Below are 20,667 nucleotides of genomic sequence, written 5' to 3'. Positions count from 1 at the left end.
CCGGTATCAGGCTGGCATCGCTGATGGGGGCAGTGTGAAGCTTTCAAGGATGACCGGCTCAGGCAGAAGAGGGCGGACGGCGTAATCAGCCATGTGCCGTACTACAATTGCGCCGAGTTCCAGGCGACCTGTCCACTTCTCGTCCTCTTGAAGGTTGAGCGTCAGCTGGCCGTCCTTCAGCTTCACCGGGGGATGGACGTTCGCAATGCCGAAGATCATTTTCTTCAGCTCTGTGCTGGGCTCGGTACTGTACTGGCTGGAAAGCTTCTTACGGGCTGACGTGGTGCTGGAGAAGGTGGCGCTGCCAGATGAGTTTGCCCAGTCCACACCGATGGCGGTAATCTCACCATCACCGGCCGCCTTGATGGTTAGCGCCATGCCATCGGTAACGGTCACAGTGTTGGTCTCAAAGATCCAAGTCTTGCGGGGATGCCATTGGTCGGCATTCAGGCCAAAGCTTGGTACGCCCAGATAGCGGTAGGTGTAGTCCCGACCGGCCTTCTCGGCCTGCGGCGCACGTCTGCGCCAAGCTTCGATCAGCGGGCCAATAAAAGCTTCAGCCAATTGAATGGCAACCGGGAATTTTAGGTGCATGTCGTCGATATAAAGATCTTCGGCAGGGAAGCCCTGAGCCAACAACGCCTCAACATAACGGTAACCGTCGAACAATGGCAGATTGAACTCTTGCGCAATATCCTTGTAGATGTCGCAAATAACCTTGCCCTGGCTCCGCATCTGAGAGCGTATAGGCATCATGTAAATGGCCGGGAAGCAGCCTTTCTCCAGGACCCGGCGCACGGCATCGGACACTACTGAATGAACCAGGGCCGGCGGAGTCGCTCCGCCCGCCAGAGCCACGGCATCATTAGGGGCGAAGTCCAGTACACAAATATCGAAGGTCGCCAGATCAACCATTTCCGCGCGCTGCGAGAAGATGGCGCTGGAGCTGTAGCCCAAGCAGTTCTTCGAAAAACTGGCGATAGCATCACTGTTGCGGAACGCGCTTACGTAGCCCTGCTCGAACACTCCGTTGGAGGTTCCAATCAGACAAACCTTCGGCTTTGGTTCGGTACTCATGCTGGCAGCCTCAGCCCTTTCTGACGGTGATACGTGTTTGTCAACTAGACCTGTTATGCGAGGCACAGCTTCTCGCGCAACGGTTAAGGTGCTGAGGTATAAACCAATTTCGAAGTTGTATGTCCGGATTCTGATAGGCAGACCGGGAGTTTGCGCGTCGTCCAGACAAAACCATTGAGAATGGGTGAACGTACCGCTTACAAGGCGCGGTAGAGGCAGGAGAGGCTCAATGGTCCTTAAAGTTGCAATTCTGGGAAACTGCCAAGGCGAGTTCTACCAGAACCTCTTTGGGCTCCATAAGGACCTGTTCCAGGTGCAGCGGACCAAGATGCTGTTCCTGCAAGGTTCAGATTACTCTGATGAATTCCATAGTATCGTCGATAATTCCGATTACGTCGTCAGTCGCTACTTTGGGCACGGGCTCAAATTCCTTCCTGCCGTAACATCCAACCTGCGGGAGCGACTGGGCAAAAAGCTGATCGTCTTCCCGAACATTTATTACAGCGGGTATTTCCCGGATTTCTTTGTGCCTTACACCATGAAAGGGAAGCCGGTCGGTGGATTGGCTGGGGATTACCACAGCCGCACCATCCACAACGCCTACAAGCAGCGCATGTCTGAGAAGGAAGCGGCAGATGCAGTGCTATCGCCGGAACTTCGCAAGACCTACCAGGATGCCGTGGCGTCCTCTCTGGCTTATCTCAAGGAGCGGGAGGATGAGTCGGACGTGAAGGTGTCCGATCTCGTGGTGGATGGGCGAGGTGGGATGCGTGACCTGTATACGTATAATCACCCTACCAATCAGGTGATGTTCCGCGTTTTTGAGCGGATCACTGAGCGCATGGGTGTTGGGCCGCTTCGCATCGAAGGCGACCCGTTGGTGCGGGCAACGCTGGATGGAGTGGTATTGCCGATTTACCCGTTTTTGACGGTACAGAATAATCTGGCGCCTGAGGCAGGCTCCTATACATGGCTGCGCAAGCTGCCGCCGGAGCAGCGCAGCACCGGACATCAACACCGCGCCGTTGAACTTGATGAGATGGTAGCGGATGCCTACCGCCGTTACGCAGAAACCGGCGTGACACAAGTGAAGCTCCCGTCCCGCGCAACAGGCTGAGAACCCACTACGGCGCCGGCCGGAGGCGTCCGGTCCTCCGCGGGAAAAATCGGGAGGGGCAGAGCCCCACCCGTTAAATTGCCTCACCCCGCCTCAAGACACATCGCGACGCCCATGCCGCCGCCGATGCACAGCGTCGCCAGCCCCTTCTTCGCGCCGCGTGCCTTCATGCCGTAGAGCAAGGTGGTCAGCACCCGCGCGCCCGAGGCGCCGATCGGGTGGCCCAGCGCGATGGCGCCGCCATGCACGTTCACCCGGGACGTATCCCAGCCGAGATCCTTGTTCACCGCGCAGGCCTGCGCGGCAAAGGCCTCGTTGGCCTCGATCAGGTCGAGGTCCTGGATGTTCCAGCCGGCCTTCTGCAAGGCCTTGCGGCTGGCCGGGATCGGGCCGGTGCCCATGATCTTCGGGTCGACCCCGGCTGTGGCCCAGGAAGCGATGCGGGCCAGTGGCGTGATGCCGCGCTTCGCCGCCTCCGCCGCCGTCATCACCACCAGCGCCGCGGCACCGTCATTGATGCCCGACGCGTTGCCGGCCGTGACCGAGCCGTCCTTGCTGAAGGCCGGGCGCAGCTTGGCCAGGATCTCGCGCGTGGTCTCAGGCTTGGGATACTCGTCCACCTCCACCACCGTGTCGCCCTTGCGGCCCTTCACCGTCACGGGCACCACCTCGTCCTTGAAGGCGCCGGACTTGATGGCCTCGCCGGCCTTGCGCTGGGAGTTGAAGGCGAACTCGTCCTGCTCGTCGCGGCTGATCTGGTACTTCTGCGCCACGTTCTCGGCGGTGTTGCCCATGTGGTACCCGTTGAAGGCATCCCACAGCCCGTCGCGGATCATGGTGTCGACCATCTGGAAGTCGCCCATCTTCACGCCGCCGCGCAGATTGGCGCAGTGGGGGGCCTGGCTCATGCTTTCCTGCCCGCCCGCCACCACGATGGCGGCATCGCCCGTCGCGATCTGCTGTGCCGCCAGCGCCACAGAGCGCAGCCCTGAGCCGCAGAGCTGGTTGATGCCGAAAGCGGTGCGTTCCTGTGGAATGCCGGCGGCGATGGCCGCCTGCCGAGCCGGGTTCTGCCCGGCACCGGCGGTCAGGATCTGGCCGAGGATCACCTCATCCACCTCTTCGGCCGAAACCCCGGCGCGGGACAGGGCGGCCTCGATGGCGGCGCGGCCCAGGGCATGGGCGGGAAGGGCGGTGAAGACGCCGTTGAAGGCGCCGACCGGCGTACGCGCGGCGGAGGCGATGACGATGTCGCTCATGGGCTGGAACTCCCTCTTGTCCTGTGGCGCGGGCCGGTGGTCCGGCCTTGTCGCTCCTCAATGTGCGTCCGCTCCCCCCTTCCGGACAAGGGAGCAGGCGCCAGCTCATCGCGGCAGGTTGTCCAGCCATCGCCGCAGCGGCTGCCATAAGGCGGCTTCAGCACGGCTGCCCGCAGCCATGCCGATATGGCCGGCGGCCACCATCTCAATCCTGGCGTTCGGCAGGCGGCGTGCGAGGGCGAGCGCCGATTCGGGCGGAACGATCCGGTCGGCGCGCGGAACGGCGGCAAAGGCGGGAAGCACGAGGTCCGCCGGCTCCACCGCCGCTCCAGCCACCCGCCAGCGACCTTGTCCGGGATCGTTGCGGCCATACCAGCCCCCCAGTGCTTCCCGCGCCACCGGGGCAGCCAGCGGGATGCCGTCATTCAGCCAATCCTCCAGCGCGACGAACAGGCGCGCGCGGGCACCATCCGGAGGCAGGGCGGCGAAGGCACGGTACTTGGCAGCCAGCGCCCATGGATCGAGGCCGGCGAACAGCATCTGAATGGTATCCACCGGCAAGCTGCCCGTGGCGTTCAGCACCGGCTCCAGGCCCGGCAACAGCGCGGCCAGCCCCTCGGCGCGCCTGGCCTCCACGGCATGGAAGTCCCACGGCGTCGCCAGCAGCGCCAGGCCGCGCAGCGCTTCCGGACGGCGCAGCGCTGCCGCCAGCGCCAGCATCCCTCCCATGCAGTAGCCCACGAGCACAGGCCTTCCCAGGGCCTGCACAGGCCCGCTGGCGATCGCGCGTTCCAGCCGCCCGGCAACATAGTCGGTAAGGGTGAAGCCGCGCTCGAGCTCGCCGGGCCAGCCCCAATCCAGCAGCAGCACCCGCTGCCCGCACGCCGCCAGCCAGCGCAGCATGGAATGGCCCGGCATGAGGTCGAGCACATAGGCCCGGTTGATGAGCGACGGCACCACCAGCAGCGGCGCACCGTCGCCGCCGTAATCGAGCAGGCGAGAACCGCCCTCACACCACAACACGGGCGGGTCGGGCAGGTCGCGCGAATAGGGGTGGCGACGATAGGCGGCGATGCCGGCGATCAGTGCCCGGTCTTGCCGCCCCAGCCGTTGCAGCACGGCGGCGCGGAGGTGGTCAGGCGGATGGCCGGCGGCGGCGAGGGCCGCGGCGATCCGGCTTAGCTCCGCCCGCCCTTTCGGCGACATCCGATTCCAGCCCAGCCAGGCGCTGCTCCAGCTCGACCAGGCGGCGGCGGAGTCGGTCGGCATCGGTATCGGCAACGCTGCCAGGGCCGCCATGCCCCGCATCAGCGCCAGGTTGAGGTGCATCGTCAGCGGTCGCGGACCGCGGCGGCGCATCGGACCCGTCATGCGGTGGCCCGCCCGGCGAAGGTTGCTGCGGCGTGCCGGCACCCGGAGCCATCCAGGGAAAGCCGGGCAGGTATCCGGACTGCGTCATCCCGGCCATTGCCCAGGGGAAGGGGCCACTTGCGGAAGCCGTTGCTGGAAAAGGAAACAGGCCTGGAAAGCCAGCGGTGGAAGGTGCGCTTGCCGCCGTGCCGGGCGCCGCCGTCATGGCACGCATCCAGGTCGCGGCCGTGGCCGCCCAGGACGTCCAGGCCTCCGCGATCTCGCGATCCATTGCCAAGGCGGAGATCTCGCTTTGCCAAACCGCGATCCAATCCTCTGCCAGCCGGTCCAGGCTCTCTTCCGGCGTTCCGGCTCCGCTCTCTTGCCCGGCTGTTCCGCCACCCGCCGGAGGATCGTCCTTCTCCGTCATCGAGCATCCTGATCCGTTCTGCGGCCGAAGCCGGGCTGCGGAACATAGCGCCGAAGCCTCGTTGCGGAAGTGCTTCGCCGGGGAAACTCCGTCTGCTGCAGTGCGCTATGCCGTTCGCGTTGCGTTTCCGCCATGCTAGCGTCCTCCTCCAGCGCAGCGGCTGGCAATCTCGGGACGGGAGGACAGAATGGCAGTGGCAGCTCAACAGGCTTCGGGCGCAGCCGGTCAGGCGGAAGGCGAAGCAAAACCCACGGTTGTCATCAAGAAATATGCCAATCGTCGCCTCTACAACACCGAGGCGTCCTCCTACGTAACCCTCGATGATCTTGCCCGCATGGTCCGGGAAGGCCGGCATTTCGCTGTCTACGATGCGAAGTCGGGCGAGGACATCACCCGCAGCGTGCTCACCCAGATCATCGTGGAAGAAGAATCGAAGGGGCGCAGTCTGCTGCCCACATCGTTTCTGCGGCAGCTTATCGGCCTTTACGGCGATAGCTTGCAGTCCGTGGTGCCACGCTACCTGGAGATGACGATGGGCAGCTTCGCCCGGCAGCAGGAGCAGATGCGCTCATCGGTAGAAAACGCCATTGGAGGTTTCAATCCCCTAGTGGGCCTTGAGGAATTGGGCCGGCAGAACATGGCGATGATGGAGCGCGCCATGTCGCTGTTCAGCCCCTTCCCGGCGAAGGATCATCCCGCCCAAGCTGCGGCTGGACGGGGTGATACCGAGGAAGTGGCTGCGCTGAAGGCTGAAATTCGCTTTCTACGCGAAGAATTAGGCAAGAAGAATAGCGCATCCGGCAAAGATAACTAAGATGACACAACCATGAAGTCATCACGGGCTTTTTAGCTATCGGGTCACGAAAGACGATAAACAACCGGCGCCATGCTCGTATTTTAGGTTCTGTTCATTTTTTCAGCCTGACAGGGGAAGCATGGCCGACACTGAAGCGGGCGGCGTCACCAAGAGTGACGAGCCCGACGACACCTCCACCCAGCGCGCCCGCCAGGCCGACCGTCATGTCGGTGCGCGGATCCGCGAAAGACGGCTGATGCTGGGCCTGTCCCAGCAACAGCTGGCCAGCATGATCGGCGTGACCTATCAGCAGGCCCACAAGTACGAGCGCGGCCTCAACCGCATCTCGGCCGGGCGGCTGTTTGAGATTGCGGTTGTTCTGGCAGTGCCCGTGTCCTGGTTCTTTGAGGGTTTGCAGGAAAGTGGCGAAAGCCAGCCTCTCGGCATGCGCCAGCGCATGTGCCTGGAGCTGGCGCGCAACTTCGCGCAGATCACCAACGAGAAGCACCAGGAGGCGCTGAGCCAGATGGCCCGGGCGCTGGCAGCGCAGTCCCAGGGACGGCCGGTCGACTGAGCACGCCGTCCTCCGGCGCCAGGATGGCGCGGAGGCGGCGGCCAGCCGCGGTGGGACGCTCGATCCCGCCGGATTGCCGGGCCGGCATCGTGCCGGACGGTTTGTTCGAGAAAGTGCAACGGGCCGTGCGGCAGGGCGGCGCCGCGCTTCCGCGCGTCCGCCTCAGTCCATCATCGATCAGAATTCCGCCACGTCCACGGGAGGGAGGGTGGCCTCGATGGTTGCACCGGCCATCAGGAGCACATCTTCCCGGAAGCGCGGCGCCACCAGTTGAACGCCCAGCGGCGCAGGGCCTGCGGGGCCCTGCGTGCTGCCGGTGGCCAGCGTCAGCGCCGGCATCCCCATGAGCGGCAGGGCGATCTGCGGCAGCTGCGCCTCCATGACCCGCTGGAAACCGGCTGGCGAGCTCACATCCAGCCCATCGGGGAAAGGCAGCTCGGCCGAGGGCGGCATCAGCAGCAGCGGGTACTTGGCCAGGAACAGCGACCATTGGCGGATAAAGCCGGCTCTGGCCTGGAGCGCATCCTGGAAGCTGTCCAGCGTTGCGGCGGAGGCCAGCCCTTCCATCTGCTGCTGTACGAAATCAGCGTCGGGATCGGCTTCCCGCGCAAACATGGCGTGCTGGGCTCGCCGAAATTCGGCCAGCCAGAGCTGCGCCTGCAACCGCCCCGGTTCGCGCAAGGGGGGGCAGGGCGTCTCGATGATGCTCCAGCCGGCTTCCTGCAGCGCCAGGGCGGCGGCGCGCAACGCCCTCTCGATAGCCGGATCCGTCGCCAATCCGTCGGGCCGCACGCAGAGCGCCGCGCGCCTCGGCAGGGAGGGGCCGGTCAGCGACGCCGGCACCCACCACGGATCGCGCGGATCCTCGGCCGCCATGGCTTGCAGTGCCAGGCCGAGATCGGCGGTGCTGCGGGCCAGCGGGCCCGACACGGCCATCAGCTGCGGCCCGATGCCGCGCTCGGCGCCCGAGGGATTCCAGGCCGGAACGCGGCCAAGCGTGGGGCGGAGCCCATGTACCCCGCAGGCATAGGCCGGATAGCGGATCGAGCCGGCGATGTCCGTTCCATGCGCAATGGCGCCAATGCCGGCAGCAACGGCCGCGCCGGCACCACCGGAAGAGCCGCCGGGCGTCAGCGCCGGGTTACGCGGGTTGGTTGTCGCCCCATGGAGGCTGTTGCGGGTGAACCAGCGCAGGGAAAAGGCGGGAGTGTTGGTGCGGCCGATGATCACCGCGCCGGCCCGCCGCAGATTGGCCACCACCGGGTTGTCGGCCTGTGCCACCAGATCGCGCTGGATGCGCAGGCCGTTGGTGGTGGCGTGTCCCTTCTGATCCACATTGACCTTGATGGTCACCGGCACGCCGGCCAACGGGCCTGACGCCTCGCCGCGCGCCAGCGCCGCATCCACCGCATCCGCCGCGGCCAGTGCTTCCTCGGGCATTTCCTGCACCACCGCATTGATGCCGGGATTGGCGGCGGCCAGCCGCGCCAGGGCGGATTCGGCCACCTGCCGGGCAGTGATCTCACGCGCGGCGACGCGGCGGGCGGTTTCGGCGGCCGAAAGGCGCCAAAGATCGTCGGTCATGCGGCTGGAAGCTCCTCGGAGGTGTGGCCGAACAGTGTTGACGCCGATGGCCGCGCCGCCAAGGCCTGCCGGCCATGGTGGTGTCCCACCAAACGGTGCCGCTGCGCCAAGCCGATGGCCGGTCGCGGTCCCCGGAGAGTGTGGCCGAGCCGCCGCGCGGTTCAGGCCTCGCCCACCAGACCCCGCAGCGCCTTCAGCCATTCCGGATGATCCCATTCGGCGGCACCCTCGACCCGGGCGAGTTCCTGCCCCTTCCGGTCCACAATGATGCTGGTGGGGAGGCCGCGTGCGCCGAGGCTTCGCCCCGCCGCGCCGCCCGGGTCGAGCCAGAGGCCAAGATGTTCGATCCGGGTGCGGGCGTAGAAGGGCTCCACCTGCTTGGCGCCGCCACGGTCCGAGGACAGCGCCAGCACTGCCCAGCCCTCCTCGGCCAGTGCCGCCTGGGTACGGTCCAGCGCCGGCATCTCGGCCACGCAAGGGGCGCACCAGGTGGCCCAAAGGTTGATCAGCACCGGGCGCCCGGCGAAATCGGCCATGCGCCTTTCCACCCCCCCGGCATCGGTGAAGGCGAAGTCGGGCAGGGGCCTCGGCCCGGTGCGGTTCAGCTTGTGCAGTCCCTCGGCGCCTTCCGCCGCAATCCCTTGCCCGACCGGAAGCAGCGTGGTTAGGGTCGCCCCCGCCGCGAAGAGCGAAAGCAGGGAGCGGCGCATGAGCAACACGAGGCAGATCCTTCCTTGTCCAGTTCCAGCGGGTCCGACCCCAGCCGCAGCCAAGGCAACCAGCAGTGGGGAGGGCGCTACAGCGCCGGTCCCTCGGCGATCATGGAGGCCATCAATGCCTCCATCGGCTTTGACCGCAAGATGTGGCGGCAGGACATCCGCGGTTCGCTCGCCCACGCCGCCATGCTGCGCCATGTGGGGATCATCTCGGCCGATGACGAGACCGCGATCCAGGATGGCCTCAAGGCCATCGGCGAGGAGATCGAGGCCGGCCGCTTCCCCTTCAGCGAGGCGCTGGAGGACATCCACATGAACATCGAGGCCCGCCTGACCGAGCGCATCGGGGAGGCCGGCAAGCGCCTGCACACCGCGCGCTCGCGCAATGACCAGGTGGCGCTCGATGTCCGCCTCTGGGTGCGCGACGCGATCGACGGCATCGACGGGCAACTCGCCGACCTGATGCGGGCACTGACCGACCGCGCCGATGAGCACGCGGCGACAGTGATGCCGGGCTTCACCCACTTGCAGCCAGCGCAGCCCACCACCCTCGGCCACCACCTGCTGGCCTATGTGGAGATGCTGGGGCGCGACCGTTCCCGCCTCGGCGATTGCCGCGCGCGGATGAACGAGAGTCCGCTGGGCTCGGCGGCGCTGTGCGGCACCGGCTTCAACATCGACCGGCACATGACGGCAGGGGCGCTGGGCTTCGACAGGCCTACGCGCAACAGCCTGGACGCCGTTGCCAGCCGCGACTTCGCGCTTGAATTCCTGGCAGCGCTGTCCATCTGCGCCACCCATCTCTCCCGATTCGCGGAAGAGATCGTGCTTTGGACCAACCCGTATTTCGGCTTCGTCGCGCTGAGCGACGCCTATACGACCGGCTCCTCCATCATGCCGCAGAAGCGCAATCCTGACGCGGCCGAGCTGGTGCGTGCCAAGATCGGGCGGATTTCCGGCGCCTTGATCGGGCTGATGACGGTGATGAAGGGCCTACCGCTGACCTATGGCAAGGACATGCAGGAGGACAAGGAAGGCCTCTTCGATGCCGCCGAGACCATCGCCCTGGCGCTGGCCGCCACAGCCGGCATGGTGCGCGACATGAAGCCCGACACGGCGCGGCTGCGGGAGGCGGCGGGCGCCGGCTTCTCCACCGCGACCGATCTCGCCGACTGGCTGGTGCGCGAGTTGCGTCTGCCGTTCCGCGATGCCCACCACGTCACCGGGCGGCTGGTGGCCAAGGCGGAGGCGCAGGGTGTGGACCTGCCGGGCCTGTCCCTGGAAGCGATGCAGGAAGAGGAGCCGCGCATCCATTCCGGCATCTTCCAGGTGCTGAGCGTCGAGGCTTCTGTTGCCTCCCGCACCTCCTATGGCGGCACCGCGCCGGTGAATGTGCGCCGCATGGCTGCCGAGTGGCGGGAGCGCCTGGCATGAGGGGCGCCAGTCTTCTCGCACTGGCGGCGGTGCTGCTGCTGGCCGCCTGTGGCCGCCCAGGGCCCATCCGTCCGCCGGGGCCTCAGGACCAGATCACCTACCCTCGTTCCTACCCGAGCCGCTGAGCCTCGGCCGCCGCAGGAGACAAAGCCATGGCGCCGGGCCGGCACGCTGCGGCCGAGGTGTTCCTCGCCTTTCTGCGGTTGGGGCTGACCAGCTTCGGCGGGCCGGCGGCGCATCTCGGCTATTTCCGCACGGAATTCGTGTTTCGCCGCCGCTGGCTGTCGGAGGAGGATTATGCGGGGCTGGTGGCATTGTGCCAGTTCCTGCCCGGCCCGGCGTCCAGCCAGCTCGGCTTCGCACTCGGGCTGAGGCGCGGCGGCTGGTGGGGCGGCCTTGCCGCCTGGGCCGGCTTCACCTTGCCATCGGCGATGCTGCTGGTGCTGTTTGCCGCCTGGGCGGTACCGCTTTCGGGCTCGGTCCCGGGGGCAGGGTTGCTGCACGGGCTGAAGCTGGTGGCGGTCGCCATCGTGGTGCAGGCAGTGTGGGGCATGGCCGGCGGCCTTTGCCCCGACCGGCCCCGTGCCGCCATCGCCTTCGCCGCCCTCGCCCTGGCCCTTCTGGCCCCGGCGGAGATCGGCCAGGTCTCCGCCATGCTGCTGGGTGCGGGGGCAGGGCTGCTGTGGTGCCGCGGCGCCCTGCCAGACCGGAGCGCCGACAGGTCATCGGAAGATGGCGGCCTGCACTGGGTGCCGCTAGGCCGGCGAGGCGGCGCGGTCTGCCTGCTGCTGTTCGCGGCGCTTCTGGTGCTGCCGCCTCTGCTGGGGCCGGAACTTGCGGTGTTCGACGCCTTCTACCGTGCCGGTGCCCTGGTCTTTGGCGGCGGACATGTGGTTCTGCCGTTGTTGCAGGACGCGGTGACAACACCAGGCTGGGTGACGGAAGACGCATTCCTCGCTGGCTACGGTGCAGCCCAGGCGGTGCCGGGTCCGCTTTTCACCTTCGCGGCCTATCTGGGCGCGGTGATTCCACCGGGAGGTGTGGCCGGTGCCGTGCTTCCCCTTCTCGCTGTCTTCCTGCCGGGCATGCTGATCCTGCTGGGCACGCTGCCCTTCTGGGTGGTTCTGCGGCGGCATCCTCGCGCCGCGGCGGCCGTGATGGGCGTGAATGCGGCCGTGGTCGGCGTGCTGGGCGCCGCACTTTATGACCCCGTGTTCGTTTCGGCGGTGCGGCAGCCGCAGGATCTGGTGCTGGCGGTCGGGCTAACGCTGGCCCTGCTGCGTTGGCGCATGTCGTCGCTGACCGTGGTGGGCCTCGGTGCCACCGCGGGCCTGGTGGTGGCCCTCGCAACTCAGGCGTAGCGCACCGCCAGAAGCAGCAGGAGGGCGGCGGCGGCCGCGCCGCCGGCGATCCAGCTCAACCGGGTCTCGATCAGCCGTGTCGCGGCCGGGCCGTAGCGGCGCAGCAGCCAGGCCAGAAGGTAGAAACGGGCACCGCGGGTGAGGATGGAGCAGACCAGGAAGACCGGTAGCGAGAAATGCGCCGCGCCGGCCGCGATGGTGACGATCTTGAAGGGAACGGGAGTCAGCCCTTTGATCAGGATCACTGCCGCGCCCCATTGATCGAACCAGCTCTGGAACAGCGTCAGGGCATCGGCATGGCCATAAGCCGCCAACACCGGCAGGGCGATCGCCTCAAACAGGAAGGCGCCGATGGCATAGCCGACCAGGCCGCCCAGCACCGACGCCACGGTGCAGGCGAAAGCGTATCGATAGGCCTGATCGGGCCGGGCCAGGCACATCGGGATCAGCATCACATCCGGCGGGATCGGAAAGACGCTGCTTTCGGCAAAGGAAACGCCTGCCAGGGCTGTTCCGGCACGCGGATGGGCCGAGAGACGAAGAAGATGGTCATAGAGGGGACGCAGCATGGCTCCCGCTTCCCACGCGCGCAGGGACCTTCGCAAGCAACCTTGCCGGCAGAAGCCGTTAAGTCTCCTCCATCTCCTCCCTGACCTGACCGTAGGCCAGCAACGCAAACAGGGCCGCGCCGCCGATCACATTGCCGACCATGAAGGGCAGCAGGTACCCGCGAAGGCCGTCCCAAAGGCTCATCTGGTCATCAAAGACCAGCAGAAACACCTCCACCGAGCCGGCGACCACGTGCGACAACTCAAAAAGCGCGATGAAGTAGGTGATCAGCGCGATCACCCAGATCCGTGCCGATTCCGCGAGCGGCATCACCCAGACCAGCAGCGCCATCATCCAGCCGGAAAGGATGGCCCGCAGAAAGGCCTGCAGCGGTGTCATCTCCGCCATATGCTCGGAAATGGCCCTGGCACCCGCCGTGGTGAAATCCGGCAGCGCGCCCCTTGAATGCAGCAGTGCGGCGAACAGCGCGCAGCCGGCCATGTTCGCCAGCAGCACCACCGTCCAGTTCCGGCCCAGCGCCAGCCAGCCGGCACGACTGGGCTCGGCCAGAACGGGCAGGAAGGCGGTCAGCGTCACCTCGGTGAACAATTGCTGCCTGGCCAGGATCACGATGATGAAGCCAACCGTGTATCCGGCGCTCTCGATCAGGTAGCGCCAGGGCGCATCGGGCAGCAGCTGGTGCAGGCTGCCTTCCGCTGCGATGGAGATGCCGATCGAAAGCCCCGCCGCGAGACCGGACCACCAGAGGCTGGTCAGCGGCCGCGCCAGCTCCTCCGCCCCTTCCTTGCGCACCACCTCGTAGATGGCCAGAGGCCGGAGACTGACCCGTTCCTGCACCTCCTGGTGTTCCCTGGCTGAAAGAGGCCCGGCCGCCTCCCGATCGGGAGCCTCGCCGTCTCTGTTGTGAGGGTGCGGAAGCGGCGCCGACCCGGCCTCGGTTGCTCGCCGGCCGCTCCGAGATGGGCGGCAGGCATTGTTCTCGGCGTCGGCCATGGCGGGGGTCCGGCAGGTGGTGTGTGCCAAGCAAGCGCGGCCCTGGCATTCTGGTTTCAGCCTCGCAACGGAAAAGCCGCCGCAGCTTGCCAGGGGCCGCCACGATAGTGCCAGAGGAGCAGCGTCTCGCCCTCCGCCGGCCAGGGCAGGAAGTCGGCCGCCAGCTCTGCCAGCAGGGCCCGGGCAGCGTCCGGGGCAACCTTGTTCTGGATGGTGACGTGCGGCCGGAAGCCGTTCTGGTCCTGCCGCGACAGCATCCCGGCCCAGCCATCCGCCAGTTCGCGCCGGAGCCGACACAGGCCACCGCCCTCCACTGCCAGAGCCACGCCGCGCCCCAGGCTGCGGGGCGGGCCGATGCTGAGCTTCAGGGGCGGGGTTGCGGCCGCCACCTGCGCGAGACGCGCGGCGATCTCCTGCAGAGCGTCACCAGGCAGAGCATGGAACAGCGTCAAATGAGCCGGGATGAAATTGCGGGCGGGTGGAAAATGCGCGCGCCGCAGCGCGTCCAGCCGGGCAAAGCTGGCGGCGTCGAAGCCAAGGGTCAGGATCAGCGGCGCGGCGGTGGCGTTCGGGTCCATAAGCCGGCAAATGGTCGCGCTCGCCGCGGCGTCATCCCCCGCCGATTTCACCGCCGCCGCTGGCAGCCGCCCGTTGCCACCGCTACATGGTTCGCATGGCCGATCCGATTCCCACCGCGCCGGATGGCGCCGATCCTTCCTTTGCCGACCTCATTGCCGCTCGCCCGTCGTTGAAGATGGACGCGCTGGACGGGCTTCTGCTGGAAGAAGTGCCGCTGCACCGCATTGCCCGCGAATGCGGTACCCCGACCTGGGTGTATTCGGCCGGCACGCTGCGCCGCCGCTACCGGGCGCTGCGGACGGCGCTGGACGATGCGGGTCTCGCCGCCACCATCCACTACGCCACCAAGGCGAACGACGCTCAGGCGGTTTTGCGCGTCCTCGCCACCGAGGGCGCCGGTGCCGACATCGTTTCGGCCGGCGAATTGCGCGCCACCATGGCGGCGGGCATCCCGGCGGGTGCCACGGTGTTTTCCGGCGTCGGCAAGCAGGCGGAGGAGATTGTCTTCGCGCTCGGGCAGGGCATCTTCCAGTTCAACGCGGAAAGTGCCGAGGAGATCGAGATGATCTCCGCGATCGCCTCCGGCATGGGGGTGGAGGCGCCCGTTTCGCTGCGCGTCAACCCGGATGTGGATGCCGGCACCCACGCCAAGATCACCACGGGTCGTGCGGAGAACAAGTTCGGCATCGCTTTCGAGGATGCCGCCGCGCTCTACGCCCGCATGGCAAGCCTGCCCGGCATCCGGCCGATCGGCATCGCCACCCATATCGGCAGTCAGATCACCGGCGGCGTCGCGGCTTATCGGGAAGCCTACGCGCGCCTGGCTGAACTGGTCCGTGGCTTGCAGGCCCAGGGTCTGCCGGTGCGTCGCATCGATTGCGGCGGCGGGCTCGGCATTCCCTACCGCGATGAGATCCCTGCACCGCCCGAGGCGCTGGCCGGGGCCATCAAGGCGACGCTGGGCGATCTCGGCCTGCCGCTGATGCTGGAGCCGGGGCGCTGGATCGCCGGCCCCGCGGGCGTGCTTCTGGCATCGGTGATCCTGCAGAAGCAGGCGGTGAACCGCCGCTTCGTGGTGCTGGACGCGGCGATGAACGACTTGATCCGCCCGGCCATGTACGAGGCCTGGCACGGCGTCCTGCCGCTTTCCCCGGTCGCGGCGAAAGCCGAGACTTCGCCCGCCGACGTGGTCGGGCCGGTTTGCGAGAGTGGCGATACCTTCGCCCGCGACCGTGCCCTGCCGATGCTGGATCCCGGAGATTTGGTCGCATTCCTGGATGCCGGTGCGTATGGTGCGGTCATGAGCAGCACCTACAACGCCCGTCCCCTGGCGGCCGAAGTGCTGGTGGATGGCAGCCGCCACGCCGTCATCAGGCCCCGGCAGACGCCCGAGGAACTTTTGGCGCATCAGCGCATCCCCGACTGGCTGGACGCGGTTCCCGCCGCGCCGGAGCCAGCCGCGTCATGAGCGGGGCGCGCGACCCGGTTGCCCGCCGCCTTCAGCGCGGGCGCCGGCTCGCGCGCCTGGCGCTGGGTTGGGAAGCTTTCTGGCCGCGCCTCTGGCCTGCGTTGGGCGTGGCCGGCGCATTTGCCGCCGCCGCCTGGGCAGGGCTGTTCCTGGTCCTGCCTGGCTGGCTGCACGCGGCGCTGCTGGCCTTGTCGGCTGCCTCCCTTCTCGCCGCGCTGATCCGGCCCTTCCGCGACTTCCGCTGGCCCGGCGAGTCCGCCGCCGACCGGCGCATCGAGAGCGCCTCGGGCCTACGGCACCGGCCAATCTCCACCTTGCGCGACCATGCGGTCAGTGCTGATCCCGACACGCTGGCGCTGTGGCAGGCGCATCAGCGCCGCGCGCTGGCAGGGCTCCGGCGCCTGCGGGTGGGCGGTCCGCGCCCCGGCATGGCGGCCCGGGACCCGCGTGCCCTCCGTGCCGGCCTGATCCTCACCGTGTTTGTTGCCCTGGTCATGGCCGGGGGCGAGGCGGGCGAAAGGCTGCGCCGGGCCTTCCAGCCGGAATTCGGCACGGTGGCAGCCGCCCCGGCTGCAAGGCTGGAGGCCTGGGTCACGCCACCCTCCTACACCGGCGCCGCGCCGGTGTTTCTGGATGCGGCCGGCGGCAGCCTTTCCGTGCCGCAGGGCAGCCGGCTGCAGCTTTCCCTTTCCGGCGGCACCGGCGGCGTCCCGGAGCTTGGCTTCGATGAAATGCGGGAGCCGCTCCGCACCCTGGATGCCGGCTCCTTCACCGCCGAGCGCCGACTGGACCACGGCGCTCGAGTGGTGCTGCGACGCGACGGGCGCGACTTGGCGGCCTGGAATTTCAGCGTGCAGGCGGACCAGCCCCCCCTGGCTGCTTTCACAGAGCCTCCGGGTCGAGCCCCGCGTGGCCATGCCACCCGGCTGCCCTGGCGAACGGAGGATGATTGGGGCGTTGCCGGCGCCCGGGCTGAGCTGCGCCTCGCGCCTCGTCCCGGCGCCGCCCCGCTGGTGGTTGAATTGCCGCTTTCCGGTGGAAACCGGCGGCAGTTCCGTGGCGTGGCGCAGCCCGACCTGTCGGCGCACCCCTGGGCCGGGTTGCCTGTGCGCGCCCGCATCATGGCGCGTGACGGTGCCGGGCAGGAGGGCGCATCGGACAGCGTCGAGCTGACCCTGCCGGAACGCAGCTTCAACCACCCGGTGGCCCAGCGTCTCGCCGGGCTGCGTAAATCCCTCTCGCTCGATCCCCTGGCACGGGAAGGCGCCCGGCGCGAGCTGGATGACCTTTCCAGCCGGCCGGACGCATTCGAGAACGACTTGGCGACGTTCCTCGGTCTCCGCGTGGCCCGGTTCCGCCTGCAGCGCGATCGCCGACCGGAAGCGGTGGAGGAAGCGCAGGCCCTGATGTGGGAAATGGCGGTGGCGCTGGAGGAAGGGCGCACCGACCGCACAGCCAAGGCGTTGGCCGCGGCGCGCGAAGCATTGCGGGAAGCGTTGTCCGAGGCTGAGCGCACGCCACCGGATGCCGAGGGGAGGGCCGAACTGGAGCGCCGCGTGCAGGAACTGCGCGAAGCAGTGCAGCAGCACCTCGAGGCACTGGCCGAGCGGCTACGGCAGGAGAATGCCGAGCCAACCGCACCCGAGGCCGGGCAACGGCTGATGGACCAGCGTGAGCTGAACCGCCGCACCCAGGAGATGGAGCAGGCAGCACGTGAGGGCCGCACCGACCAGCTGGAGCAGGAGCTGGCCGAGCTGGAGCAGATGCTGGATGCCTTGCAGAACGGGCGTGTGACGGCACGGCCGGAAGGCGGGCGGAACAGCAGCCAGCGGCAGCAGCAGCAACAGCGCGGACAGCAGCAGATGAGCGCCGTGCAGGACATGGTGCAGCGCGAGGGCCAGATGCTGGACCGCGCGCATCAGCGGGCTGAGGAACAGGCCCGACACCGCGCCGGCGAGGCCGGACGGCCGCAGCAGGGGCAGCGCCAGCCACCGCAGCGGTCATCCCGCGATCCGGCGGGGGGGCAGCAATCCCAGCAGGGTCAGCCGGGCCAGCAGGCTGAACAGCCTTCGGGCGGTGCCCAGCAGGACGCACGTCAGCAGCGGGCCCTGCGCCGCGCCCTGGGGGAGCTGATGCAGCAATTCGGTGACCTGACCGGCGAGGTCCCGGAGGCGCTGGGCCGGGCCGACCAGGCAATGCGCCGGGCGGAGGAAAGCCTTTCACGGGGCGGCAACGCCACCCAGCACCAGCAGGAAGCAATCCGCGAACTGCAGGAAGGCGGGCGGCAGATGGCCCAGTCCATGCAGCGCCAGTTCGGCCAGGGCGAGGGCCAGGGCGAGGGGGAAGGGGATGGCGAGGGCGGTCCCGGCCAGGCGCAGGGCGGCAGCGAAGGGCAGGACCGGGCGCGGCGTCAGGCGCAGGGACGCGACCCGCTGGGCCGCCCGACCCGCGATTCGCCTGGGGCCAATGACCAGGGCAGCGACACCCGTGTGCCGGAGGAGGCCGAGCGGCTGCGCAGCCGAGCCTTGCAGGAGGAGCTGCGCCGCCGTGGTGCCGAGCGCGAGCGCCCGGGTGTCGAGCTGGACTACATTGACCGGCTGCTGAAATCCTTCTGAGCCGTGGCCGCCGCTAATCCTCCCGGAACAGCGGCGGCAACCGCACCAGCCCGATCCCGCTGACAGCCAGGGTGCGGTCCCGCAGGGTGAGCGGCAATTCGATCCGTGGTGGCCCACCGGCCGGATCGGGCCGCGCCAGCAGCGGCAACAGGCCACGCGCCCAGGCCGTGGCCTGCGGTGTCAGCAATCCTGCCTGCCCCAGGGCCTCGGCAGCGGCCGCCGGGTCGGCCACGTTCAGCCGGCCCTCGCCCGCAGGCTGCAGCGCGGCATCCAGGGCCAGCCGGCCCTGTGCCCGCGCTACCAGCGCTCCCCAGCGCAGGTCGAGGCGACGGATGTCCAGCGCCGCGGCTGCGTCGCGCCAACGCGACGGCGGCGCGGCAAGCACTTCCGACGGCGACAAGGGGCCCTCCAGCAGCACCTCAATATTTGCATCCTGGATCGTGCCGCCGAAGGGCGCACCGGCCGGCAGCGTGACACCATGCAGCGTCATGTCCAGCCGGCGACCGGCAAGGGCAGCCTCGCCGGCGGCCAAGACGAGGGGACGGCCCGGCGTATCCAGCCGAAGCTGCCGTAGGCGCAGCGCCGGCAGCGCTTCCTGCCCATCGCGCCAGGGATAGCTCGCGGATAAATCCTCGGCGGTGAACTCCCAATCCCGCTCGCCCAGCAGGACACGCTGAGGCCCCTCTGCGGAGGCGCGGAGATGACGCCAATCGGCGGCGGCAAGGCTGATGGTCAGTGCATCCGCCTGCCAGGTCAGGCCTGGGGGCTGAATGGCGGTGGGTGCGGTGAGCTGCCATTTCGGCAACACCACGGAAAAGGCCAGGGGCCATCCTGCCCGTCGTGGCGGCGCATATGAGATCTGCCACCCTTCCGCTCGGCGGGCGGCAGCCCACTGCTCGGCTTCGGCCGCCATGCGGCCCGTGCCCAGCCACCAGACAGCGCCGTGGAGGGTTAGCAACAGCAGCGGAATCGCCACGAGCCAGCGCAGCAGACGGCGAGAGCGGGAGCTCGGAGCGATGGTCACATCAGCTTCTATACGTCGGAGCGGGGCCAGCAGCCATCCTCACTCTCCGGCACCCCCGCCGATTCGCGCCTTTGTTCCATGGGTTTCGTCAGCCTTTTCCGCAGACTTATCCACATTGTTGGAAGGCCGTGCCTCAGCACGACGCTCGGCCGGCCGGCAAGCGGAGTTTTGCCAATCCGACAAAGCGTTGAATTTCAACGTGTTAGCTTGCCTGCTCCGGCCACAGAACAGTCACTGAACGTCTATCCCGGCGACATAAACGAGGGGGAACAGGGCGTTGCAGATTGTTGTTGCATCTGTCCTCAACAACACACCTCAACTTATCCCACAGATTTATCCACAGGCGCGGAGGAGGGTCCTCCCGCAGCCATCACCAGGCGATCCGTCTCTGTCTCGATGGCACCGGAGAGCGCCTGCAACAATGGCACGCGGGTCAGGCCGGATGGCAGGGCCGGCAAGATGGCCACGGTGACGGGCCCAGGCCGCTTTGCGAAGCTGCGGCGGCCCCACCGAAGCCCGCTATCAGTGGCGGCCGGCACAACCGGGGCGCCGCTGGCGGCAGCCAGGGCAACGACACCGGGCAGGTAGGGCACCCGCTGTCCCACTGCCGTCCGCGTGCCTTCGGGAAAGATCACGATCTGATCGCCCGCAGCAAGTGCCGTTCCTGCCTGTCGCACCATGCGCTTCAGCGCCGCCGCACCACCCTTGCGGTCTACCGCCACGGCGCCGTAGTGCCGCGCCATCCAGCCCCAGGCCGGGATCTTCAGCAATTCCCGTTTGAGCACGTAAACCGGCTCCGGCAGAAGCGCGAGCCAGACGATGGTATCGTAGGCCGACTGGTGCTTGGCGGCGATGACCACCGGCCCTTCCGGCAGGTTCTCCCGCCCTGTCACGATCAGGCTGATGCCGCAGACATGGTGCAGCAGAAACAGCATCAGCTGCGCGTAGCCGCGTACATAGCGGCGCATGATGCGACGCGGCAGTGGCAGCAGCAGCATGCCGAAGAAGCAGCAAAGGCCGGTGAGCCCGAAGAACAGCACATTGAACACGGCGGAGCGCAGCAACACTCCCAGGGAGGGTGGCTGCAGATGGGGCGCGGGTGGGTCGGAGGGGGGCGGGCTCATCGGGCTCAATCCGGTTTCAGGGCCGAGAGGCCCAGCGCGGCCCCGATCAGCTTGGCGTATTCGCGCACCAGCAAGGCCGGGCGCGGCCCTGCCGTCTGCACCGGGTGGGCGATCAACTCAACCCCCGGCAGGACGCGACGCAGCTCCATCAAGGCCCGCGGCATGTGGAAGGCGGCCGTGACAACGCGCAGCGAGCCGATTCCATGCTCAGCCGTCCATGCCGCGATTTCTTCCCCGTTGCCCCGCGTGCTGGTAGCGGCTCGCCCCAGGGTGACCTGTCGGTCCAAACCGGAGGCCAGCAGCAGGTCGGTCGGCAGGCCGGCATTGCGCGATAAGTCTTCCAGCATGGCCGATTGGCCCACACCGGAGATCATGAGCCACCGGGCACGGCCCTCGGCCAGCAGCACAAGGCCGGTGCCTACGCGCTGGGGGCCGCCGGTCAGCACGGCGATCCCGTCGGTTGGGCGCAGCGGTGCCTCTGGAACCTGGCGTGCTGCGCCGGCGAAGAAGGCGAAGCCTCCCAGCAGTGCCAGGGTGGGCAAGGCAGCCAGCAGCCAGAGCCAACGGCAGGGCCCCTGCCGGCATCCATTGGGAAG

The 20,667-nt window shown here is 67.9% G+C and carries 20 protein-coding genes; 8 read left to right on the top strand and 12 right to left on the bottom strand.

Annotated elements, in window-relative coordinates:
- Positions 1–6: 6 nt before the first annotated feature.
- On the bottom strand, positions 7–1,077 hold the full coding sequence (locus ACFOD4_RS03005) for an SGNH/GDSL hydrolase family protein (RefSeq protein WP_379593747.1): 1,071 nt from the start codon (positions 1,075–1,077) through the stop codon (positions 7–9).
- Between the two features lie 229 nt (positions 1,078–1,306).
- Between ACFOD4_RS03005 and ACFOD4_RS03000 the strand changes: the two genes are divergently transcribed.
- Positions 1,307–2,194, top strand: a complete 888-nt coding sequence (locus ACFOD4_RS03000; protein ID WP_379593744.1) for a WcbI family polysaccharide biosynthesis putative acetyltransferase — start codon at positions 1,307–1,309, stop codon at positions 2,192–2,194.
- 83 nt (positions 2,195–2,277) lie between these two features.
- Here ACFOD4_RS03000 and ACFOD4_RS02995 read toward each other — a convergent pair whose 3' ends face one another.
- The 3 genes from ACFOD4_RS02995 to ACFOD4_RS02985 form a co-directional block, all read right to left on the bottom strand.
- Positions 2,278–3,453 (bottom strand): acetyl-CoA C-acetyltransferase, encoded by a 1,176-nt coding sequence (locus ACFOD4_RS02995; RefSeq protein ID WP_379593742.1) that lies wholly within the window; start codon positions 3,451–3,453, stop codon positions 2,278–2,280.
- 105 nt (positions 3,454–3,558) lie between these two features.
- Positions 3,559–4,659, bottom strand: a complete 1,101-nt coding sequence (locus ACFOD4_RS02990) for an alpha/beta fold hydrolase (RefSeq protein WP_379593735.1) — start codon at positions 4,657–4,659, stop codon at positions 3,559–3,561.
- Entirely contained in the window at positions 4,589–5,233 is a 645-nt protein-coding gene (locus ACFOD4_RS02985) for a hypothetical protein (RefSeq protein WP_379593733.1), read from the bottom strand. The genes ACFOD4_RS02990 and ACFOD4_RS02985 overlap by 71 nt, the downstream gene beginning before the upstream one ends.
- A 187-nt stretch (positions 5,234–5,420) precedes the next feature.
- On the opposite strand from ACFOD4_RS02985, the gene phaR reads away from it, so the two are divergent.
- On the top strand, positions 5,421–6,047 hold the full coding sequence (phaR, locus tag ACFOD4_RS02980; protein ID WP_379593729.1) for a polyhydroxyalkanoate synthesis repressor PhaR: 627 nt from the start codon (positions 5,421–5,423) through the stop codon (positions 6,045–6,047).
- Between the two features lie 121 nt (positions 6,048–6,168).
- Positions 6,169–6,603 carry a helix-turn-helix domain-containing protein gene (locus tag ACFOD4_RS02975; protein WP_379593727.1) on the top strand — a complete coding sequence of 145 codons (435 nt, stop codon included), beginning with the start codon at positions 6,169–6,171 and terminating at the stop codon, positions 6,601–6,603.
- Between the two features lie 177 nt (positions 6,604–6,780).
- On the opposite strand, the gene ACFOD4_RS02970 is transcribed toward ACFOD4_RS02975, so the two are convergent.
- Complete coding sequence (locus ACFOD4_RS02970; RefSeq protein ID WP_379593712.1) at positions 6,781–8,187, bottom strand: amidase family protein; 1,407 nt, start codon at positions 8,185–8,187, stop codon at positions 6,781–6,783.
- A 161-nt stretch (positions 8,188–8,348) separates the two neighbouring features.
- Positions 8,349–8,897 carry a TlpA family protein disulfide reductase gene (locus ACFOD4_RS02965; protein WP_379594724.1) on the bottom strand — a complete coding sequence of 183 codons (549 nt, stop codon included), beginning with the start codon at positions 8,895–8,897 and terminating at the stop codon, positions 8,349–8,351.
- A gap of 24 nt (positions 8,898–8,921) precedes the next feature.
- Here ACFOD4_RS02965 and argH point away from each other — a divergent pair, with 24 nt between their 5' ends.
- The 3 genes from argH to chrA are packed head-to-tail and all read left to right on the top strand — an operon-like array spanning position 8,922 to position 11,698.
- On the top strand, positions 8,922–10,337 hold the full coding sequence (argH, locus tag ACFOD4_RS02960; RefSeq protein ID WP_379593701.1) for an argininosuccinate lyase: 1,416 nt from the start codon (positions 8,922–8,924) through the stop codon (positions 10,335–10,337).
- On the top strand, positions 10,334–10,462 hold the full coding sequence (locus ACFOD4_RS02955) for a hypothetical protein (RefSeq protein WP_379593687.1): 129 nt from the start codon (positions 10,334–10,336) through the stop codon (positions 10,460–10,462). Before argH ends, ACFOD4_RS02955 begins: the two co-directional genes overlap by 4 nt.
- A gap of 27 nt (positions 10,463–10,489) precedes the next feature.
- On the top strand, positions 10,490–11,698 hold the full coding sequence (chrA, locus tag ACFOD4_RS02950) for a chromate efflux transporter (protein ID WP_379593685.1): 1,209 nt from the start codon (positions 10,490–10,492) through the stop codon (positions 11,696–11,698).
- Here chrA and ACFOD4_RS02945 read toward each other — a convergent pair.
- The 3 genes from ACFOD4_RS02945 to ACFOD4_RS02935 form a co-directional block, all read right to left on the bottom strand.
- Positions 11,689–12,267, bottom strand: a complete 579-nt coding sequence (locus ACFOD4_RS02945) for a YqaA family protein (RefSeq protein WP_379593676.1) — start codon at positions 12,265–12,267, stop codon at positions 11,689–11,691. The genes chrA and ACFOD4_RS02945 overlap by 10 nt on opposite strands.
- 58 nt (positions 12,268–12,325) lie before the next feature.
- On the bottom strand, positions 12,326–13,105 hold the full coding sequence (locus tag ACFOD4_RS02940; RefSeq protein WP_379593669.1) for a formate/nitrite transporter family protein: 780 nt from the start codon (positions 13,103–13,105) through the stop codon (positions 12,326–12,328).
- 212 nt (positions 13,106–13,317) lie between these two features.
- Entirely contained in the window at positions 13,318–13,839 is a 522-nt protein-coding gene (locus tag ACFOD4_RS02935) for a 2'-5' RNA ligase family protein (protein ID WP_379593659.1), read from the bottom strand.
- 95 nt (positions 13,840–13,934) lie between these two features.
- Between ACFOD4_RS02935 and lysA the strand changes: the two genes are divergently transcribed.
- Both lysA and ACFOD4_RS02925 read left to right on the top strand, forming a co-directional pair.
- A complete protein-coding gene (gene lysA, locus ACFOD4_RS02930) occupies positions 13,935–15,308 on the top strand; it encodes a diaminopimelate decarboxylase (RefSeq protein ID WP_379593657.1) in 1,374 nt (457 codons plus the stop codon).
- Positions 15,305–17,923 (top strand): TIGR02302 family protein, encoded by a 2,619-nt coding sequence (locus ACFOD4_RS02925; RefSeq protein ID WP_379593652.1) that lies wholly within the window; start codon positions 15,305–15,307, stop codon positions 17,921–17,923. The genes lysA and ACFOD4_RS02925 overlap by 4 nt, the downstream gene beginning before the upstream one ends.
- Positions 17,924–17,936: 13 nt before the next feature.
- Here the strand turns inward: ACFOD4_RS02925 and ACFOD4_RS02920 are convergent, their stop codons facing one another.
- The 3 genes from ACFOD4_RS02920 to ACFOD4_RS02910 form a co-directional block, all read right to left on the bottom strand.
- Positions 17,937–18,947 (bottom strand): DUF2125 domain-containing protein, encoded by a 1,011-nt coding sequence (locus tag ACFOD4_RS02920; protein ID WP_379593636.1) that lies wholly within the window; start codon positions 18,945–18,947, stop codon positions 17,937–17,939.
- A 320-nt stretch (positions 18,948–19,267) separates the two neighbouring features.
- Entirely contained in the window at positions 19,268–20,071 is an 804-nt protein-coding gene (locus tag ACFOD4_RS02915; protein WP_379593627.1) for a lysophospholipid acyltransferase family protein, read from the bottom strand.
- A gap of 5 nt (positions 20,072–20,076) precedes the next feature.
- Positions 20,077–20,613, bottom strand: coding sequence for a YdcF family protein (locus tag ACFOD4_RS02910; RefSeq protein ID WP_379593623.1), 537 nt, complete (start codon positions 20,611–20,613; stop codon positions 20,077–20,079).
- Positions 20,614–20,667 lie beyond the last annotated feature (54 nt).

It is taken from the genome of Teichococcus globiformis (genome assembly GCF_042646265.1).
Classification (GTDB): domain Bacteria; phylum Pseudomonadota; class Alphaproteobacteria; order Acetobacterales; family Acetobacteraceae; genus Pseudoroseomonas; species Pseudoroseomonas globiformis.
The sequence above is the reverse complement of the archived record's forward strand: the minus strand, read 5'-3'. Positions and strand labels throughout refer to the sequence as shown.

What these genes read in the sequence shown, in the direction of transcription:
- ACFOD4_RS02945 (WP_379593676.1), bottom strand. Translation starts at nt 12,267, where the DNA reads ATGCTGCGTCCCCTCTATGACCATCTTCTTCGTCTCTCGGCCCATCCG.
- ACFOD4_RS02985 (WP_379593733.1), bottom strand. Translation starts at nt 5,233, where the DNA reads ATGACGGAGAAGGACGATCCTCCGGCGGGTGGCGGAACAGCCGGGCAA.
- ACFOD4_RS03005 (WP_379593747.1), bottom strand. Translation starts at nt 1,077, where the DNA reads ATGAGTACCGAACCAAAGCCGAAGGTTTGTCTGATTGGAACCTCCAAC.
- lysA (WP_379593657.1), top strand. Translation starts at nt 13,935, where the DNA reads ATGGCCGATCCGATTCCCACCGCGCCGGATGGCGCCGATCCTTCCTTT.
- chrA (WP_379593685.1), top strand. Translation starts at nt 10,490, where the DNA reads ATGGCGCCGGGCCGGCACGCTGCGGCCGAGGTGTTCCTCGCCTTTCTG.
- ACFOD4_RS02955 (WP_379593687.1), top strand. Translation starts at nt 10,334, where the DNA reads ATGAGGGGCGCCAGTCTTCTCGCACTGGCGGCGGTGCTGCTGCTGGCC.
- ACFOD4_RS03000 (WP_379593744.1), top strand. Translation starts at nt 1,307, where the DNA reads ATGGTCCTTAAAGTTGCAATTCTGGGAAACTGCCAAGGCGAGTTCTAC.
- ACFOD4_RS02990 (WP_379593735.1), bottom strand. Translation starts at nt 4,659, where the DNA reads ATGTCGCCGAAAGGGCGGGCGGAGCTAAGCCGGATCGCCGCGGCCCTC.
- phaR (WP_379593729.1), top strand. Translation starts at nt 5,421, where the DNA reads ATGGCAGTGGCAGCTCAACAGGCTTCGGGCGCAGCCGGTCAGGCGGAA.
- ACFOD4_RS02970 (WP_379593712.1), bottom strand. Translation starts at nt 8,187, where the DNA reads ATGACCGACGATCTTTGGCGCCTTTCGGCCGCCGAAACCGCCCGCCGC.
- ACFOD4_RS02915 (WP_379593627.1), bottom strand. Translation starts at nt 20,071, where the DNA reads ATGAGCCCGCCCCCCTCCGACCCACCCGCGCCCCATCTGCAGCCACCC.
- ACFOD4_RS02965 (WP_379594724.1), bottom strand. Translation starts at nt 8,897, where the DNA reads ATGCGCCGCTCCCTGCTTTCGCTCTTCGCGGCGGGGGCGACCCTAACC.
- ACFOD4_RS02975 (WP_379593727.1), top strand. Translation starts at nt 6,169, where the DNA reads ATGGCCGACACTGAAGCGGGCGGCGTCACCAAGAGTGACGAGCCCGAC.
- ACFOD4_RS02925 (WP_379593652.1), top strand. Translation starts at nt 15,305, where the DNA reads ATGAGCGGGGCGCGCGACCCGGTTGCCCGCCGCCTTCAGCGCGGGCGC.
- ACFOD4_RS02995 (WP_379593742.1), bottom strand. Translation starts at nt 3,453, where the DNA reads ATGAGCGACATCGTCATCGCCTCCGCCGCGCGTACGCCGGTCGGCGCC.
- ACFOD4_RS02935 (WP_379593659.1), bottom strand. Translation starts at nt 13,839, where the DNA reads ATGGACCCGAACGCCACCGCCGCGCCGCTGATCCTGACCCTTGGCTTC.